Below are 17,894 nucleotides of genomic sequence, written 5' to 3' on the forward strand. Positions count from 1 at the left end.
ACGCGTGGCGATCCAGGACAGCAATTTCCTCGGCCGCGGGTGGAGCTTTCCGCCCAGCTTCGAGCTGCAAAGCGGCACGGTGGACCTGGTGAGCGGCGACGCGGACATCCAGCAAAGCCTGCATGTCCTGTTCAGCACCATGCCGGGCGAGCGCACCATGCTTCCGCTGTTCGGCTGCAACCTGCGCCAGTACCTGTTCGAAGCCGCCGGACCGGCGCTGTTCGCCCGCATCCGCAAGCAGATGGAAACGGCCGTGCTGTACTACGAGCCCCGCATCACGATCCTCGACATCGCCATTGCGCCCGCCGGGCCGATCGACGGCCAGCTGAACGTGACGCTCACCTATCTGATCCGGCAGACCAACACCCGCAGCAACATGGTCTACCCGTTCTACCTGCAAGGGGAGGGCACCAATGTGCGCCGCATCCCTTAGCCTGACCAAGGGCGCAGGCCTGAGCCGCCCGGCGCGCTACGATGCGGCGCTGGACCCGGCGACGGCGCCGCTGGACGAACGCACGCCGCTGCAATGGATGGCGCGCGTTCCCGGCTACGCGAAGCTGCTGAACTACTTCGACTCGAGCGGCACGCCTATCGCCGACTGGACAGCCTTCTGGGAGAGCGACCCAGCCTACATGCTGGCGCAGATGACGATCCCGACGCCCCCGCACGGCATCGGCAACGATATCGCGCAGGTCATATCCGTCCACGCCAGCGCGCGCCGCTTCAACGCCTGGCTGCAGCAGACGCGCAGCCTGCAGTTCCAGCACATGCTGGCGGGCGGGAACTCGATCGAGCCCGTGCTGGAATCCCTGATCACGGGCACCCTGGCGCCTGCCGTGAAGGGCCTGTTCAAGAACAAGGACTGGAAGGCGGAGTGGGACAAGCTCGAAGCCAGGTTGCCCCAGCCGCAGCTCCCCTGGGCGCCGGAATGGGGGTTCGCGCCGGAGACCGGGCTGGGAGCGGCGGCGCCGGGGGATGGATCGCCGATGATGCCGGTCGTCCCTACCGGCATCGGCTCGATCAGCGCGCGGTTCGACGATGCCTGCGCGACGCTGGCGCAGCAATCTGCCGTGGCGCTGAAACGGTCCATGGCGCAGGACACCCATCCTGCCCACAGCACGCTCTTCCTCGCCTTCGTCAAGCTGTACGGCACCCTCCAGGAAGATATGAACGGCTTCACCGGGCGCCACCTGGACTATTACTACCACGACGTGCTGCAGCTCGAACCTTCGCCCGGAACGCCGGACCGCGGCATGCTGGTGTTTGCGCTGGCGTCCAACTGCCCCAGCTTCCTGCTGCCGGGTGGCTCCACCGTCACTGCAGGCCAGGACAGCAGCGGCCAGGCCATCCTCTATGCGACCGACCAGGACGTTGTGCTCAACCAGGCCAGCGTCGGCGCCCTGCGCACGGTGATGATGCCGCTCGATACGGATGGCCGGGTCAGCGCCATCTACGCGGCTCCCGTGGCGAACTCGCAGGACGGCCTTGGCGCCAAGCTGCTGCTCCCGGACCAGGGCTGGCCGACCTTCGGCGCGGTGCCTGCGGGCGGCGTGGAAAGCCCGCTGGCCTCCGCCACGGGGATGCTGATCGCCTCTCCGGCGCTGGCACTGGAGCAGGGCGTGCGGCAGCTGGTCCTGCACCTGAAGTTCAGCGGCGATACGGCGGCGCTGCAGGACAGCTTTTTCGCCGCCGTCAATCCGCCACCGGCGCCCGACACGGAAGCGGGCGCGCCGCACCGCGAGCCTCTTCCCGCCGACACCTTCCTGCTGTACCTGAGCGGCGCCGCAGGCTGGACGCAGGTGACGGACTTCCAGGTGGTACGCCTGGCGCCGGGGACAGACTGGATGCTGCGCTGCGTGCTGCCTGCGAGCTTTCCCGCAGTGGCGGCCAACGCCAAGCTTGAACCTTCCATCGGCGCCACCACGCCCATGCTGAAGCTGGTGCTGAATCCCATGGCGGTCCATTTCGCCTACAGCTTCTTCCGCCAGCTGCTTCTCAGCGGCGTGCAGGTCCGCACCAAGGTGCGCGGCCTCGCGCCCGCGCAGATGAGCAACAGCACGGGGGCCATTGCGGCGGGCAAGCCCTTCACGCCTTTCGGCAACGCGCCGCTGCCCGGCATGAGCTGGAGCCTCACGCATCCGGAGCTCGCTTCGCCCACGCTGTCCTGGGCGCGGGTCGACCTGACCTGGCTCAACCTGCCGCTGGTGAGCACCTTGCCGCCGCTGATCGGGGCGCCGAACGGCTTCCCGCAGTACTACCAGGGTTATCAGCCTTTCACCTTCACGAACGACAGCTTCAACGCAGATCTCGCCTTGTACAGCGGCGGGCGCTGGCAATCGCTTGTGACGCCAAAGGGGGAAACGCCCTTCGCCATGTTCGCCTACAAGGAAGACAGCGTGCTGGGGGCGTCCTCGTGGTTCTTCCGCTTCGCGCAGGCGAAGGATGCCGTGAACACGGCCGCAGCAGCCACGGAAGGAACGCTGCGCGCGGCCTTCGACGGTCCTCCCTACGGCTTTGGCCAGGCGCAATATCCCACACTGTTCGCCGCGGCAGCCATCCAGAACATCATCGCCATCGAAAAATCGATGCAGAAGAAGAGTCTGTGGGAACAGATCCTGGACTTCATCAAATCCCTGTTCGGCAAAGTTGGGGCAGCGGTAAAAGGAATCGGCGCAAAAATCAGCGGAGTGTTCAAATCGCTGGGAGCGAAAGTCAAGGGCCTGTTCGAGAAGATCATTGGCTGGTTCAAGAAAAAGCCTGCACCGGCGCCAGCTCCTCCACCACCTCCGCCGCCGCCTCCGCCACCCCCACCGCCGCCGCCTGCGCCGGTAGGCGTCGTGCTTCTGAATCCGCCATACCTGCCCACGCTGAAGACCGTTCAGCTGTCCTACAAGTCCGTTGCCAGCGTGCCTCTCGATGGCACGCAGTTCTACCACGTCCATCCCTTCGGCCTGGCGCTGCCCGTGCAGCCTTCGCTTTTCCCGACGGATGCCGAACAGGGAAACCTTTATATCGGGCTGGCGGCAGCGGCGGCCGGGCAGCCCGTGAGCATGCATTTCGAATTGCGCGAGCTCCCGGCCAGCTCCGTGCGGCTGCTGGGCGGCCAGGACGATCCTCTGGGCGGCGTGACCTGGCGCTATCTCGCCAACAATGCCTGGCAGGACTTCCCGCCCGGCAGCGTGGCCTCCGCGACCTCCGACCTGGGGGTATCCGGTATCGTCACGCTGCAGCTCCCCCCCGATATCGACAGCGGGGGCAGCGTGATGGGCGATACCGGCAACACGCCCCTGCGCTGGGTGTCGGCCAGCATCAACGCCGACCCGGCCGCGGCGCCCGCGACGGTTGCCATCCTGCCCCAGGCAGCAACCGTGAGCCGGGTTACGCTGCCGCCCGATGGCGGAGCCGAGCCCTCGCTCCCTGCCGGCACCATCACTGCCATGCAGCCGCATGTTACGGCCATCAAGAGCGTCAGCCAGCCCTATGCCACCAGCGGCGGCGTTGCGGCGGAGAGCACCACCGACTACCGCATGCGCGTCAGCGAGCGCCTGCGGCACAAGGAGCGGGCGAGCCAGATGCGGGACTATGAGCAGCTCGTGCTGGGGAGCTTCCCCAGCGTGGCGCAGGTCAAGTGCATTGGGCCGAACAACAGCCGCAAATTCACCGGGAGCGCGGCTCTGGCCGGCGGACAGCTCGTGCTGGTGCTCGCGCCCGCGCTGCAGCCTTCCATGCAGCTGGCGGCGCCGTTCCCTCGTCCCGCGCTGCTGCAGGTGGCGGAAACGGTCAGCGCCCTCGCTTCGGCCTGCGTCAACGACATCACTGTGCGCAATGTGCTTTACGAGCTCCTGCAGGTGAATGCGGTGCTGACCTTCCAGCAGGGCGTGGACGTCAACCAGTGCAGCACGAAGCTGAACCAGCTGCTGTTCGACTATCTGTCCCCATCCGGCAATCAGCTGGACCTGGGCGTGGGAGCCATTTCCGTGGGCGCCATCGCCGCTCTGATCCGCCAGCAGCCGTACGTGGCGAAGCTGGACAGCATCTTCGTCTGGCAGAGCGCGCAGGACAATTCGCTGCAGCCGCTGAAGCTCACCACGAACGACACTGCCGTGCCAAGTACTCCCTGGTCCGCGCTGGTCAGCGCGCCAAGCCATGTCCTCGACAGCAGCACCTCGAGCGTCTCCAGCGCCGCCCCGACGGAGGCCGTATGCTGCTGAACGAGAACGGCCATATCAACACCACGCCGCCGACGCCGTCCAGCCTGGACTTCTCGGCTTTGCTCAGCGCCGGCATCACGCAGTGCCAGGCGCTCGGCAGCAGCTACTGGACGGACTACAACGAGCACGATCCCGGTGTGACGACGCTGGAGCAGCTTTGCTACGCGCTCACGGACCTGGCGTACCGCACCGGTTTCCCGATGGCCGACCTGCTGGCCGAGAGCCCGGTCAATGTGAGCCCCGGCTTCACCAGCCTGTACACGGGGGACCGGGTGCTGAGTTCCGCGCCGCTGACGCAGGCCGACTTCCGCAAGGTTCTGCTGAGCGTTGCCATCAGCACGGGGCTGAACAACTTCAAGAATGCCTGGCTGGAGCCCGTCACCACGCCCGGCCTGTCCGGATCGGGCCTCTATACGCTGCTCATCGAGGCCTACGATACGTCCGGGGACATTTCCACCCTGGAGACGAACTGCGCGGAGACCTACGCCAGGCACCGCAACCTGTGCGAGGAACTGGCCAGTACGCAGGTGCTGGAAATCTGCGGCATCCAGGTGAAGGCGAGCGTCGAACTGGCGGCAGGCGTGCCCGCCGAGAACGCGCTGGCCGATATCCTGTACGCCATCCAGCATATGCTCGTGCCGTTCGTGCGTATCGGCAGCGTGGCGCAGCAGCTGGCGAATGGCATGCCGCCGGACCAGGTCTTCTGCGGCCCTCTGCTCAGCTGCGGCTACATCGCTGACGACCAGCTGGCGCCGCGCCGGCTGCATGTGGGCATCAGCGACGTCAGCGCCGCCATTGTCGGCGTGTCGGGCGTCCTGTCCGCGGGCGGCCTGATGATCGGCACCGCGTCCGGCTGGGCGGACGACTCGGGCATCAGCATCGCGGGCAACCAGGTGCCGCGCCTCGACCCGTCCATCTTCTCGTACCAGGAGGATTGGGGCCCCATCACGCTGACGCGTAATGGCCAGGCCCTGCCGGTGGACGCCACGCTGGTGTACAGCCTTCTCCAGCAGAAGCTGGGACAACTTCGTTCCCCTACAAGCGCCGATGCGCCGGTGGAGGCGAGTTACACGAAGCTGCCCGTGGGCCGCAACCGCGACGTGGAGCGCTATGTCTCGATACAGAACCACTTCCCCCATGTCTATGGCATCGGAAAGGGAGGGCCGGAACAGGGACAGCCCCAGGCGCCAGGCGAGGTGCAGGCGCAGGCCGTGCGCATGGCCCAGGTGCGCCAGTTCCGGGCCTACCTGCTGCACTTCGACCAGATGCTGGCGGACTGCGGAGCCCAGCTTGCCAATGCCGGGCGGCTGCTCTCGCTCGACCCGACCCTGGAACAGAGCTACTTCTGGCAGTCCCTGACGGACTTGCAGGATGGGCCGCCCCATGTGGTGGAGCTGCTGCGTTCACCCGGCGAGGCTGCTGCGCCTGCCGCCAGTGGGGACCGGTACACCGTACAGGTGGAAATGCCGGGCGGGCTTGGCCTGCGCAGCCGCGAGTTCGGCGACGCCGCCAGCGCCGCGGCGGGCGCCGACGCCATCCTGCAGCAAGGCAGCGACAGCGAGGCATACGAGCTCCGTACGCTCCCTTCCGAGCAGAAGCCGATGCAGCTCTGGCTGATCAAGGATGCGGGCGGCGCCCCGCTGGCATTCGGAAAGCGCCTCTACGCCACGGCGGAGGATGCTGAAAAGGACATGCCCGCAATGATCGGGCACCTGCGCATGCAGGCTTCCGACAGCGCGGCGCGCAGCCGCGACCTGCGCATCGAATGCCATGGCGGCCGCTCCGCATGCCTTGTCGGCAGCCAGGGAACGGTGCTGCTGCAAGCTGACGGGTTGACAGCGGCCGAACAGGCGGCATGGACATCCCGGCTGCTGCGCGACGGCTGCAACGGCGGGAACTACGCCAGCCAGCAGCAGCCGGATGGGCGCTGGCGTGTAACGCTGGCCCCGCAGGGAGTGACGATTGCCGAAGGCGCGCAGCGCTTCGCGAGCGGGGAGGATGCAGCCCAGGGCATCGCTGCGATGGTCGCCCTGGTGCAAAGCCTGTGCTGCAACCACGATGCGCAGGGCGAACATATTGTGCTCAAGCCCAGGCCCTCGCCGCCGCCGGACCCGCAGCCCGGCGTCGAAGCCTACAAGAAGGGAATGAAGCGCCTGGTGGCGGAGCAGGACCCCTGGCGCCTGCGCCGCATGCGCTTCCTGGATCATCTTCTGGCGCGCTTCAACGAGAGTTTCGAGGACGGCGCATTGCGCCAGGCCGACCCGCAGTCCGGCCTCGACCCAGACAAGTTCGAGCAGAACCTCATCGACTGCAAGCTGGAATTCCTGCGGCGTTTTGTTGAACGCCATCCCGCGCTCGGCACGGAGGTGGAGCTGCTGGCCTACGGCCTGGGGGGCGGGCGCATGCGCGGCGTGGACGAGAAGCTCGTCACGGCGGCGGGCGACATCGTGCACTCCAGCCTTGCATCCCGCCTTCGCCTGCTGCTGGCCATCCCGCCCCACCCGGAGCACAAGAGCAGCGAGGGCGCCGAAACCCCGCCGGTTCCGGCGGAAGATCTGTACGTGATCGAGAATGTGCTGCTGAAGCAGATTGCGGCTCCCGCTGGAACGGAAGACAGTGCCATCCCGGACAGCTTCTACTTCAACCGTGTGAGCATTGTGCTGCCCGCGTTGGCGGCCCGCTTTACATCTCCCGCCTTCCGTGCGCTTGCCGAGCAGATGGTGGCGGAAAACTGTCCGGCACATCTGGAAGCGAACTGCCTCTGGCTCGGCTATCCCCAGGAGCAGAACGCCAACCAGTACAGCTACGCGGAGTTTCAGACCTTGTACGAGAACTGGGCCCATTCGCATGGCGAGAACGATCCATGGCCGGCCGCCTCGGCGCTGGCCAGCTTCCTGTACGGCTACCAGAGCGGGGGGGCAGGATCATGAGCGATACCCTCCTGCATATCGGGCAGCTGCGCTTCGAGCTCGACGTGGAAACGCTGCCCCGTGCGCGCTCGGTGACCGAGCGCGTGAGCGCCTTCGGCCGCCAGCGGCTGCCCGCGCTGCTGGCGGAGCTCATGGCGGATGCCGCCGGGGCGGGGCATGTGCTCAGCATCGACAGCATTGTGCTCGATCTTGGAGCGCTCTCCGAAGCGGAACTGGAACGGCAGCTTGGCGATGCGCTGGAGCGCGCCCTGCGCGCCTGGCTCCAGCAGCAGGTGGGCTTGGCCCCTCGCGGCCGGCCGCAGCTTGCCCGCCCCGCGTCCGAGGCTGACCCCGCGTGGCGGGACATGCTGCAGCTGTTCGGCGGTGCTGTCATGCGCCATGCGGACGCTGTGCTGGAGCGCGCTTTCGCACGCTGGCCGCTGGAGGCACTGGGCCGCCTGCGGGCGGAAGGCCGCAAGCAGGCCGTACGCCGGCATCTGGCGTACAGCCTGCCGCCGCCAGCCATGGAGCGCCTGCTGCGCGCCCTCGAGCCTTCGGAGAGTCCGCTGATCGTTGCCTATGTGGCGGACGTGTGCGAGATGCACCGCCACCGGCCGCTGGTGCCCGAAAGCCGGCAGGGCTTCCGCGCCGTGATGTGGGAGTTCGTTCTCAGCTACCTGCTGCTCGAGCGCGGCTCCTACTTCAACACGCGCTCGATGGTTGGCCACACGCTGCTGCAGATCGCGCGCCGCTACCGCGTGGATTACGGCTGGCTGCTGGACCAGCTCACGGAATGCCTCGCCGTACGGGAGCTGCCCCTGGCCGACCGCACCGGCCTGCGCGGTATTCTGCTCGACCTCCGGCAGCAACAGGCTGACGCGGCGGATACCCAGGCTACGGGCGTTCCCGTCGCGCGGCGGCGGCTGGACTGCATCGCAGGCTTCCTGGAGCGCGGCGTCTGGACCGGATCGCTGGCCAAGGCCAGCGCAATGGAAGGCTTCGCCGCCATGATGGACGCCGCCTGCGAAGAGGATCCGGATGCGCTGCTGCCCATTCTGCGCCGCGCGGGAACCCGGCCTGCCGCCTTGCGCAGGCTCGCCAGCCAGCTTCCCGAGTCCGGGCGCGAGCGCCTGGTACATCTGCTGGAGCCGGTGCACGGCGGCTGGATCGTGGCGACGGTGCGCGGCATCGGGCAGGTGCAGGCCGAACGCCATGTGGTGCAGGACGACTACCAGCGCTTCGGGCGCCGCCTCTGGGAATTCGTGTTCAGCGCACTGCTTGTGGAGCGCGGCTCCGTGTTCAACACGCGCGCCTTCGTCCGGAGCCTCGTCGTGCAGCTGGCAGCCCACTACAACATGGCATACCGCCAGCTGCTGCATGCGCTGATCGGCGTGGCGGCCGGACTGCAAGCGCCGCAGGCGCGCGCGCAAGGCCTGCCCGCCATCCTCCTCTGGCTGCAGAAGGAAAGCGCCGATGCACTGCCCCCCGTCCGGCCGGAGCCCGAACCGCCTCAACGCCTGCAGATGCAGCGAGCCATGCGCGGCGCGGTGCTGCGCCATGTGCTGGGCGGAGGCAAGGCCCCTGCAGGACTGCGCGGCCTGCTCGCGGAAGCGCTGCGCGAAGGCGCCCGCGTGTCCGGCGGCAGCCTGCCGCAGTGGCTGGCGGCCGCCATCGGCCAGCAGCCGGACCTCGAACGCCTGCTGCTGCAGCGGGACGACATGGCGGCCATCCTTAACGCGCTTGGAGAAGAACTCGCCGCAGGGGATATGGCGCCCGCCGGCGGCATCGCCCGGCCCGTGCCAGCACCCTTGCGCCAGCCCGCCCGCTTCGCCCGCGCTGCGCGCGAGTTCGTGCTGCGCAGCTTCCGTATCGAACGCGGTTCCTATTTCAACAACCGCAGCTACATCAAGCAGCTGCTGCACCAGCTGTCGGCGCGGCATGGCATGGACTACGCCGACCTGCTGCGCGGCCTCATTTCCCAGGCCGCCATCGCCAGCAATCCCGAGCAGACCACGCTCCCCGGCATCCTGCTGGCACTGAAGGCGGAAACGGGAACGGGCCTGCCCGTGGCGGAGCGGGGCAGGGCGGAGGCGCCGCAGGCCCCATCCCGCTCCTCTGCGGAAGAGGACCCGCTCTGGCTGTTCCTGCGCCACGGCAGGCTGTCCGGCGCCCGCAGCGAAGCGCTGCTGCGCGAAGGCTTGTCCTCCATCGACAGCACGGTTCTGGCGCGCGCCCTGCGTGCGGCCCCCAATCCGGTGGCGATGCTGGAACGCCTGATCCGGCACCTTCCCGCCGAACGCCTGAACGCGCTGGTCGAGGCGCTGGCCACCGGCGGCGCGGGCCTGGCGGAAACCTGGCGCCTGGCCGTGCTTGCGCTGCACGGCAGCCTTCCCACGGCGGGCATGCCGCGCGCGGTGCTCGATGCGCATGCCTGGCGCGCCATCTTCCGTGTGCTGCTGCGGCGCGAGCGCGGCGAGTTCTCGGCCAGCGCCTTCCTCTCCAGCGCGGCCCACGCTCTGGCAGGAAAACTGGGCCTGACCGGCAGCGCCCTCGTATCGCGGCTCATGGCCGTGGCGGCAGCCCGCATGGGCGGCGCGCCGCGCTACCGCGTGCTGCTGGAACTGCTGGCACAGGCGGGCGGCCGCATTGCGCTGTCCCCAGCTGGCGGCACCTTGGCCGCTACGCAGCCGCGGGCTCCGCAGGAGAACGGCGCTTCGCCGCAGTACCGTGCAGAAGACGCCAGCGAAGCGCCGCCCGCTGCTGAGGCGCTGGAGGCATGGCTGCGTTATGGCGGCACGCCTCCCGGCCACCTTGGAGCGCCTCAGCTTCTGTTCCAGCTTCTGCTGGACGAGCAGCCGCTTGCGGCACGCGCTCTTGTGCTGAGTGCCGCGCGCCGCCAGCTCGACCGCTGGCGCCTTGCGAGCCTCATGTCTGGCAAGGTGCGGGACGGTGTGCTGCGCCTTCTGCTCGGCGCCAACGCAAGCGAGTTCGAATGGTGGATCTCCGCCCTGGCCTCCGCCGCGGCGTCACCGGCTGTGGAGCAGGGCGCCGTCCGCGCCTTGCTGGAGGCTGTGGCCCGCCTGAGCGGCCGTGCGCCTTCGCTGGCTGCCTGGCTTCCTGCCGCCGTGGCGGAAGCCGCTGCGCCGCAGGAGCGCGAAACAGCGCTGGAAGCCCTGCGCCGCCAGGTCCGGCAACTGGCGCCGGAGCGGCGTGCCGAAGCCTCGCGGGGGCTCGAGCTGGCCGCCGCGAAGCTGCAGCAGGCGGCCAGGGTTCCGGCCGAGTCCTCGCCCTGGCAGTTCCCGGCAGCGGCCGAGGAGGAGCTGCCGGAAGGCGAGTTGTTCGCTGTGGACAATGCGGGCATCGTCCTGCTGTGGCCATTCCTGGACCGCTATTTCGACATGCTCGGCATGGTCAAGGATGGAGCCTTCATCGGCGAACGCGAACAGCACCGCGCCGTGGAGCTGCTGCGCTACCTGAGCCACGGCGAACTGCACGCCCCCGAAGATGCGCTCCTGCTGAACAAGGTGCTGTGCGGCCTCGATCCCGTGGCGCCCATGGACGCCGGAGGCCCCCTGACCGAACTGGAACGGGACATGTCCCTGCGCATCCTCGGCGCCGTCACGCAGCACTGGGACAAGCTGGCCAACACGGACGCGGAAGGCCTGCAGGCCACCTTCCTGCGCCGCGAAGGAAGCCTGATGCGCAAGGAGGAGAACTGGAACCTGGCCGTGCCGCGCCAGACTTTCGATGTGCTCATGGCCAGCCTGCCCTGGGCGCTGGGAACGATCCGCCTTTCCTGGATGCGCGGAGTACTTACGGTGGACTGGTCATGAATGCACCTCATCTCCCCCTGCAGCACAATGCCGGCGTCCTGGAACAGGAGCTGGCCTGGGCGGCCTCGCTGATCGAGGCCAGCATCAAGCTCTATTTCGGCCACGATTGCGGTATTGCCGATGTGCGCGAGCTGCACGCGCCAGACCTGTCACACAGCACCGCACCCTACGCGAAGCTGCTGCGCGAACACGGCCTGCTGAGCTTCGAGGCGCGCGCCGTGCTGATTCTGGCGCTGGCGCCCCATATCCGCCCGCAGCTGCTCGACCACTTCCTGATGCGCAATGTGCACTACGAGCGGGGCTTCACCGAGTTCGGGGGCGTACCGGTCACGCACGGCGGCTTCCAGCCGACGGTGGAAACGGCGGCCTTCGTGCTGTGCGGCGAGAACGTGGCGCGGCGCCTGGAATTGCTGGCATTGTTCCAGCCCGGCCATCCGCTGCGCGACTCGCAATTGCTGGAACTGGAGGAAGGGAAGGGGCCGCAGGGCATATTCGCCAGTCCGCTCGCCGTCCACCTGCAGCAGCTTGCTCCGCTGACTACCGGCGCGGACTACCGGCCCGAGTTTTCGGCCGATTTCCCGGCGCGCAGGCTGGAGACGGCCCTGGACTGGGACGACCTGGTGCTGAACGACAGCGTGATGGAGGAGGTGGAGGAGATCCGCGCCTGGATCGACCACCGCGAGGCCCTCTTTGGCGAGTGGCAGCTTGGCCGCCACGTGAAGCCTGGCTACCGCAGCCTGTTCTACGGCCCGCCCGGCACCGGCAAGACGCTTACCGCAAGCCTGATCGGCAAGGCCTGCGGGCGCGACGTCTACCGCATCGACCTGTCCATGGTGGTGTCCAAATATATCGGCGAAACGGAGAAGAACCTGTCGCGCGTGTTCGACCACGCGCAGCGCCGCAACTGGATTCTGTTCTTCGACGAGGCGGATGCCCTGTTCGGCAAGCGCACCCAGACCAGCAGCTCCAACGACCGCTACGCCAACCAGGAAGTGGCCTACCTCCTGCAAAGGGTGGAGGACTTCGACGGCGTGGTGATCCTCGCCACCAACCTGAAGAGCAATATCGACGACGCTTTCGCGCGCCGCTTCCAGTCCATGGTGTATTTCCCCATGCCGGACGTGGAAGAGCGCATCGAGCTGTGGAACAAGGCCTTTGTGCAGCAGGGACGGATGGCTGCGGACATCGACGTCGAACAGCTCGCACAGGAACACGAAATCAGCGGCGCCGCGGTCAGCAACGTGGTGCGCTATGCCGCCCTCATGGCCCTGCGGCAGGGCGCCTCCCAGGTCAGCCTGGCGGACTTGCGGCAGGGCATACGGCGCGAATTGCGCAAGGAGGGGAAGATCATGTGAGAGTTTCTGTAGTCCCGTAGTCGGTCCGTAGTATCCACCAACAAACGCAACATGCAAGGAGAACGCATCATGGCGCAAGCAGTACCGAGCAAACCAGCCGCCCCGGCCTTCCTGGTCACCGGCACCTACGCGGGCTTGAAAGCGCCCCTGGTCAACGGCGCAGTAGCCCTTGTCAACAACCAGGTGGTAAGCTTTACCGCCCCTACCAGCACCCCGGCGCAATCGAGCGCACCGACCCTGCAGAATCCGCAAGGCCTGGTCGGCGATATGACCAACGGCATTGCCGTGTACAGCAACAACGGCACCGCCACCGTGGCATGCCTGAACAGCGTGGGTTTCGCAGGCGGTAACTGGTACAACCTGCCAGCCCTGCCGGCCAACACCCGGATCCAGGCAATGTGCGGCGACCTGCAGAACGGCCTGGTGGTCAGCGACGGCACCAATCTTTACAGCATGCTTTTCAGCGGCGCCACCCTGGAGTGGACGCTGCTGTCGGCGCCGCCCGCAGGCACCATTTCCGGCATTGCGGGCGATCCGACCAACGGCATCCTGCTGGTGATCGGCGCGAACGGCGGCCCATCGAGCCTGTACTACGCAGCGGGCGGCTGCTCCTGCGCCTGGACGCCGCTGACCGCCGCCAGCACCAGCCTGCCGGTTGCGCGTATCAAGGTCTCCCTGGTGTCCGGCAACGCGAACGGCTTCGTCATCTACGGTGAAAACCAGATCTACACCTACACGGTGAAGTTCACCGCAGGCACGGCCACGGCGGCTGCAACCGCGGTCGCCACCCCGGCGCGCATGCCGTCGCCGCCTTTCACCATTACCGCCCTGACCGGCGACCCGGTGAACGGCTGCACGGTGATGGCCGGCTCCTCGGGCCTGATCGCCAACACCGACAAGACCTTTGCCAACTGGACGGTGCTCAATGCCGCCGCCCCCGCAGCAGCGCCTGTTCCCGCTCCGGTTCCGGCGCCGGCGCCCGACGGCTCCGCGATGCAGCAGGCAGCGTAAAGCAGCTGCGCGCGTCCGGCCTGCGGGCCGGCGCGCGCGGCATTTTGAAGACCCGGAACAGCCATGATCGACAAAGCCCTCAGCTTCATTCTCGGCGAACTGAATAACTACCTCGACGCCAATTTTCCGGCCCAGGAAAAGGCGGCGGTGCTGGCCAGTCTCTCCAATCCGGACGATTCGGTCCCCCTGGGCATCGACAACAAGCTGGTGCTCTCGCTGGTCAACATCGAGCGCGAAACGGCGATAGGCTCCACCGGTTTCGTGTCGCGCCAGGGCACGGCCTATGGCAAGACCAATCCCACGCTGTACCTGAACCTCTACGTGCTGCTTTCGGCATCGTATGCCAACAACTACGCGGGCGCCCTGAAGATGCTGGGCCACGCCATGGCCTTCTTCCAGGCCAAATGGGGCTTCGATCCCCAGAACTCCGCCAACTTCCCTGCGGGCGTGAGCCAGTTGAGCATGGAAGTGGTAAGCCTGAGCATGGCCGAACTGAGCACCCTCTGGGCCGTGCTGGGCGCGAACTACCTGCCGTCTGTGGTCTACAAGCTGCGCATGGTCACCGTGCAGGAAGACTGGATGATCACTCCCATTCCGAATGTCTCCACCGTTACGCCGGCGGTGGGCGGGAACTAGCGATGGCCGGACTTACCGCTCTTTTCAGCATCCAGTGCGTGCATCCCTATTTCGGCACGGGGCCCTGCACCGTGCTTTCGCTGGCGCCCACATCGTCCTGCCAGGGGCTGATGCAGCAATACGGCCTGGTCTTCCGGCCCACGCCGGGCGGCGGCACCATGTACTACAGCGATGCCCAGCTGGCAGGTACGTATGCTTCTCTTCAGCCGCTCGACTTCATCGTCAGCAACAGCGATCCAGCGCTCATCAACTACAGCGCTATCGACCAGTCCTCCCTGAGCGACACGCCGGATGCCAAGCTTCTTCTTGCCGACAGCATCTTCTACGCGGACAACCTGGCCTCGGCCAGCGGCGCCATGATGCCAGCCTTCGCGGACAGCGCGCTCGCGCTGCGCCCCGCGGCATTTCCCCTGGCGCTGGCGGCGCCGGCCAGCAGCGCAACGATCGATCTCGTCGATCCTCTCCGGCAGGTGCGCTGGTCCCAGCTCACGCCCCAGGCGCCCCAGTCCACGCTCGATATAGCCCTGAACCAGCTGCCTGCCGGGCGTTACCAGCTGCAGCTGAATGGCGCTTCGCAGCTCGATTTCTATCTGCTGGCGCAGCCTACTGCGCGGCGTTTCGGCATGCTCGCGGTCTATCCCGGCGGGCCGCTGCAGGCGCCGCTCATGGGGCAGGGTTGCCCCGCCATCGCCGCGGACGGGCACCTCAGCTGCCCGCAATACACCTTTACGCTGGCGCCCCGTGCGACGGTGTGGCGCTACCACCTGTTCAGCAACACGCTGCAGCTGGGCGCATGGAGCGTGCAGGCGACGGCAGCGCAAGGTGGCAGCGCGCCGGCCTTCGTCTGCACCAACCCCGATTCCGGCACCGCACCATGGATCTTCGAATCGCAGCAGCCCATCGCGCTGGCCGCCGTTCCCGCCTCCTACCGCATCGCGCTGAGCAAGCCGCCAGCGCCCGGCCGGTCCGGGCGGGGAGGGCAGAAGATCATGCTGCCCTATGCGCGCGGCGCCTCGCTGGTGCAGCCCGCGGCTGATCCGCTGGGAGGTTTCAGCGACATCTACGTCTACCTTTGAGGACGATGGAACGCCTCTTCGACAGCCCCCGCCACGCCGGAGCAGGCGCCCCGGTGCAGCGGCGTGGCGCACCGCGCCAGACGACCGGGCTGCAGGCCATCGTGCAGCGCAGCGCGCGGCTGGCCGCGCAGGACGAGCTGGCGCAGCTGGTGCAGGCCAGCCCCCGCATGCAGGCGCAGGAACGCATTTGCCAGATGGTGGCGGACAGCCCGCGCATGGCCGCGCAGCGCCGCGAAACGGGGCTGCCACAGGGATCGTCGGGGATTCCGGCTGGCCTGCGGCGCGGCATCCACCAGCTGTCCGGCATCGACCTGGGCGGCGCGCGCGTGCACCGCAACTCGCCGGCTCCTGGCCGCATCGGCGCGCACGCCTTCGCGCAGTCCGGGCAGATCCACCTGGGTCCGGGGCAGGAGCGGCACCTTCCCCACGAGGCCTGGCACCTGGTGCAGCAGGCGCAGGGCAGGGTACGCCAGACCATGCAGGCCAAGGGCATGGCCGTCAACGACGACAGCACGCTCGAACGCGAGGCGGACAATATGGGCGCCCGGGCCGACGCCCTGGGCCGGAGCAGCGCGGCGCAGTTGCCTTCAGGCGCACCGGCAGCCGCCGCCGCGCCCGTGGCGCAGGCCTACTGGATGCGCCTGCAGGAAAAGCCGGAGTGGATCAACAACGCGCGCAAGGTGGATGCCATCCTGGTGCCCGAGGCGCCGGGAACGGAAGGCCAGTCCGGCCAGGACGGACAGCGCTTCAAGTTCGACGAGAGCTCCGCCGGATCCACCATCTACCGCCTGTCCGACCGCATCCAGGTGCCGTGGAGCGAGATATCCCGCCTGATTACCGCGTTGGGCGCCGCGAAAATGCAGGCGATCTACGTGCGCCAGTTCCCGCTGTGGGGAACGGAGGAGGGCGTGGCGGCGCTCAGGGCGCAGCTGGATAATCTGGCCCGCCTGGACCTCACGGTGCTGCAATCGCTCTTCGCCAACGATGCCGCGCAGGTATCGCGGCTGCTCACCACAGCCACCATGCCGGACTTCCGGCGCCTGTTCGAGGGAGCCCGGGAGCAGCAGCTGGCCTTCGCGCGCGGCGGCTTCACCAAGGTGCAGCTGCCGCTGCCGCCCTTGGAAGAGGCGCCCGGGGCCGAGGACGCCGCAAGCGAAGCGCCGCAGGCAGGACATGGCGAAGGGCAGCCCGGCCCGACGAAACCGGCGGGTCAGCCTCCCCGCGCCACGCCCGACGCTGCGCAGGCCCCACGCGCCGCACCCGACCGGCGCGCCGTGATCCGGTCGGCAGTCGCCGAGCGCATCGCGGAACGGCGCCCGGCGGCGCGCGGCGGGGCGGCGCAGCAGCTGGATGCGCTGGCGCAGCAATGGGCCGCCGGCCGCATCGGCGAAAGCGTGGCGGCGGCGGATGCGGAGACCAGGCGGGGCGCCGGCCTGCTCGGCGAGCTGCAGATGCCGGGCGCGGAACCTTCCGGCATCTTTGGCGGGGTGAGCGACCGTGTACGGCTTGCCGTCAGCGCCGGTCCGTACCAGGGCCGGGACGCCATCGTGCGCCGCAGGCCTGGCCGCGCCGTTCTGCGCGGCGACTACACCGGCAGCGACGGAAGGAAGCAACCCAACGCCGTGCATGGCCGCTTCGAGGGCCAGCTGAGCGGTCTCGCGGAAAGCGCCGAGGCCCAGCCTGTCGAGAGCGTGATGGCAAAAGGGACCGGCACGGCGCACGCGGCGCTGGATGCGCGAACCGCGCCGCGCGGCAGGCTGGCGGGATCGATGAGCGGCGCCTTCGACATGCCGGCGGCCTGGCTCACGCTGGGAACGGCCCTGGCACGCTTTGAAGGCAGCGGTCTTCTGCACGCGCCGATGGACGGACCGCTGCATTCGCCGGATACGCAGTGGCGCCTTGGCCAGAACCAGCGGCTGGACGCCGATACGGGCAGGCAGGTCATCACCGACGGGGCCCACAACCGCGCCGTGATGCAGCCAGCCTTGCTGCACGCGGCGGGAGCGGGAGGCGAGGGCCAGTCCCTGCATGCCCAGATGCGCGGCACGACGCAGGGCTGGGGCCATCCCGTGCGCAATGCAGGCCGATATTCGGCGCTCAAGGTGGAGCTGAGCGACAGCGGGGCGTACGAAGTGGGCATCTTCCGTCCGGACACCCTGCACGACATCGTGCGCCATGCGGGAGCCGCAGGCGTGCCCCGCCGCTACGAGCGCGCGCCGGACGGCAGTGGACCGCCTGAACTGGATGGCGCCCTGCTGGCCCGCAGCCTGGCCGTCAGCGGCCAGGTGGAGCAGCTGGCGGCCGAAGGCCTGCTTACCGAATCCGCGGCGGGCATGGCGCGCTTGCAACTGGCAGCAGGGACGCCGGAACTCAAGGCCGCCAGCACGGCGCCGGATATCGCTTTCGCCAGCACCGTCAAGGCCGGGGCCAGCTACTCCGTCACGGTGGACCGCCGGAAGTACGAGTTCAAGCTGGAGCAGCTTGCCTTGCCCGCCCAGTGGAGGGAAGGCAGTTTCACCTACCGCTTCCGGCTGGGCGACCATCCGCTTGCTGAGTATGTTGCCGAGGCCTGAGAGGAGAACAGCATGGCAAAGAAATTCGAGACCCCGCCCTTGGCCGCCCCCGCGCTGCAGCGCCGGCGCGCGCCGCTTGCCGTACACGGCAAGGGCGCGCCCCTGGCAAAGGCCGTCGGCGGCAGCCCCCGCGTAACGGCGCAGCGCAAGCTGAGCGAAGAAGTCAACAGCAGCCCGCGCTCCCGCTCCAATGCCGCGCAGGAGCTGGTGATGCTCAACGCACAGCAGGCACTCGAGGAGGAAGAGGAGAAGAAATAACGTACCGCGCGCGACCCAGTTCCCCCAAACAA

At 68.1% G+C, this 17,894-nt stretch carries 10 protein-coding genes; all 10 read left to right on the forward strand.

The window, feature by feature from the left end:
* Window positions 1-4: 4 nt before the first annotated feature.
* The 10 genes from LSQ66_RS06850 (at window position 5) to LSQ66_RS06895 (ending at window position 17,862) form a co-directional block, all read left to right on the forward strand.
* Complete coding sequence (locus LSQ66_RS06850) at window positions 5-433, forward strand: GPW/gp25 family protein (RefSeq protein ID WP_231769042.1); 429 nt, start codon at window positions 5-7, stop codon at window positions 431-433.
* Complete coding sequence (locus LSQ66_RS06855) at window positions 414-4,211, forward strand: baseplate J/gp47 family protein (protein WP_231769043.1); 3,798 nt, start codon at window positions 414-416, stop codon at window positions 4,209-4,211. The genes LSQ66_RS06850 and LSQ66_RS06855 overlap by 20 nt, the downstream gene beginning before the upstream one ends.
* Window positions 4,202-7,141, forward strand: coding sequence for a hypothetical protein (locus tag LSQ66_RS06860; protein ID WP_231769044.1), 2,940 nt, complete (start codon window positions 4,202-4,204; stop codon window positions 7,139-7,141). Before LSQ66_RS06855 ends, LSQ66_RS06860 begins: the two co-directional genes overlap by 10 nt.
* Window positions 7,138-10,953, forward strand: coding sequence for a contractile injection system tape measure protein (locus LSQ66_RS06865; protein WP_231769045.1), 3,816 nt, complete (start codon window positions 7,138-7,140; stop codon window positions 10,951-10,953). The genes LSQ66_RS06860 and LSQ66_RS06865 overlap by 4 nt, the downstream gene beginning before the upstream one ends.
* The gene (locus tag LSQ66_RS06870; RefSeq protein ID WP_231769046.1) at window positions 10,950-12,308 is read left to right on the forward strand and encodes an ATP-binding protein; all 1,359 of its coding nucleotides are present in this window, start codon (window positions 10,950-10,952) and stop codon (window positions 12,306-12,308) included. The genes LSQ66_RS06865 and LSQ66_RS06870 overlap by 4 nt, the downstream gene beginning before the upstream one ends.
* Before the next feature lie 69 nt (window positions 12,309-12,377).
* The gene (locus tag LSQ66_RS06875) at window positions 12,378-13,319 is read left to right on the forward strand and encodes a hypothetical protein (protein ID WP_231769047.1); all 942 of its coding nucleotides are present in this window, start codon (window positions 12,378-12,380) and stop codon (window positions 13,317-13,319) included.
* A gap of 63 nt (window positions 13,320-13,382) precedes the next feature.
* Entirely contained in the window at window positions 13,383-13,955 is a 573-nt protein-coding gene (locus tag LSQ66_RS06880; RefSeq protein ID WP_231769048.1) for a DUF4255 domain-containing protein, read from the forward strand.
* Window positions 13,956-13,957: 2 nt separating this feature from the next.
* Window positions 13,958-15,031 (forward strand): hypothetical protein, encoded by a 1,074-nt coding sequence (locus LSQ66_RS06885; RefSeq protein ID WP_231769049.1) that lies wholly within the window; start codon window positions 13,958-13,960, stop codon window positions 15,029-15,031.
* A gap of 5 nt (window positions 15,032-15,036) precedes the next feature.
* Window positions 15,037-17,604, forward strand: a complete 2,568-nt coding sequence (locus tag LSQ66_RS06890; protein ID WP_231769050.1) for an eCIS core domain-containing protein — start codon at window positions 15,037-15,039, stop codon at window positions 17,602-17,604.
* A 12-nt stretch (window positions 17,605-17,616) separates the two neighbouring features.
* Window positions 17,617-17,862, forward strand: coding sequence for a hypothetical protein (locus LSQ66_RS06895; protein ID WP_231769051.1), 246 nt, complete (start codon window positions 17,617-17,619; stop codon window positions 17,860-17,862).
* Window positions 17,863-17,894 lie beyond the last annotated feature (32 nt).

Source organism: Massilia endophytica, assembly GCF_021165955.1.
Lineage (GTDB): Bacteria > Pseudomonadota > Gammaproteobacteria > Burkholderiales > Burkholderiaceae_D > Rugamonas > Rugamonas endophytica.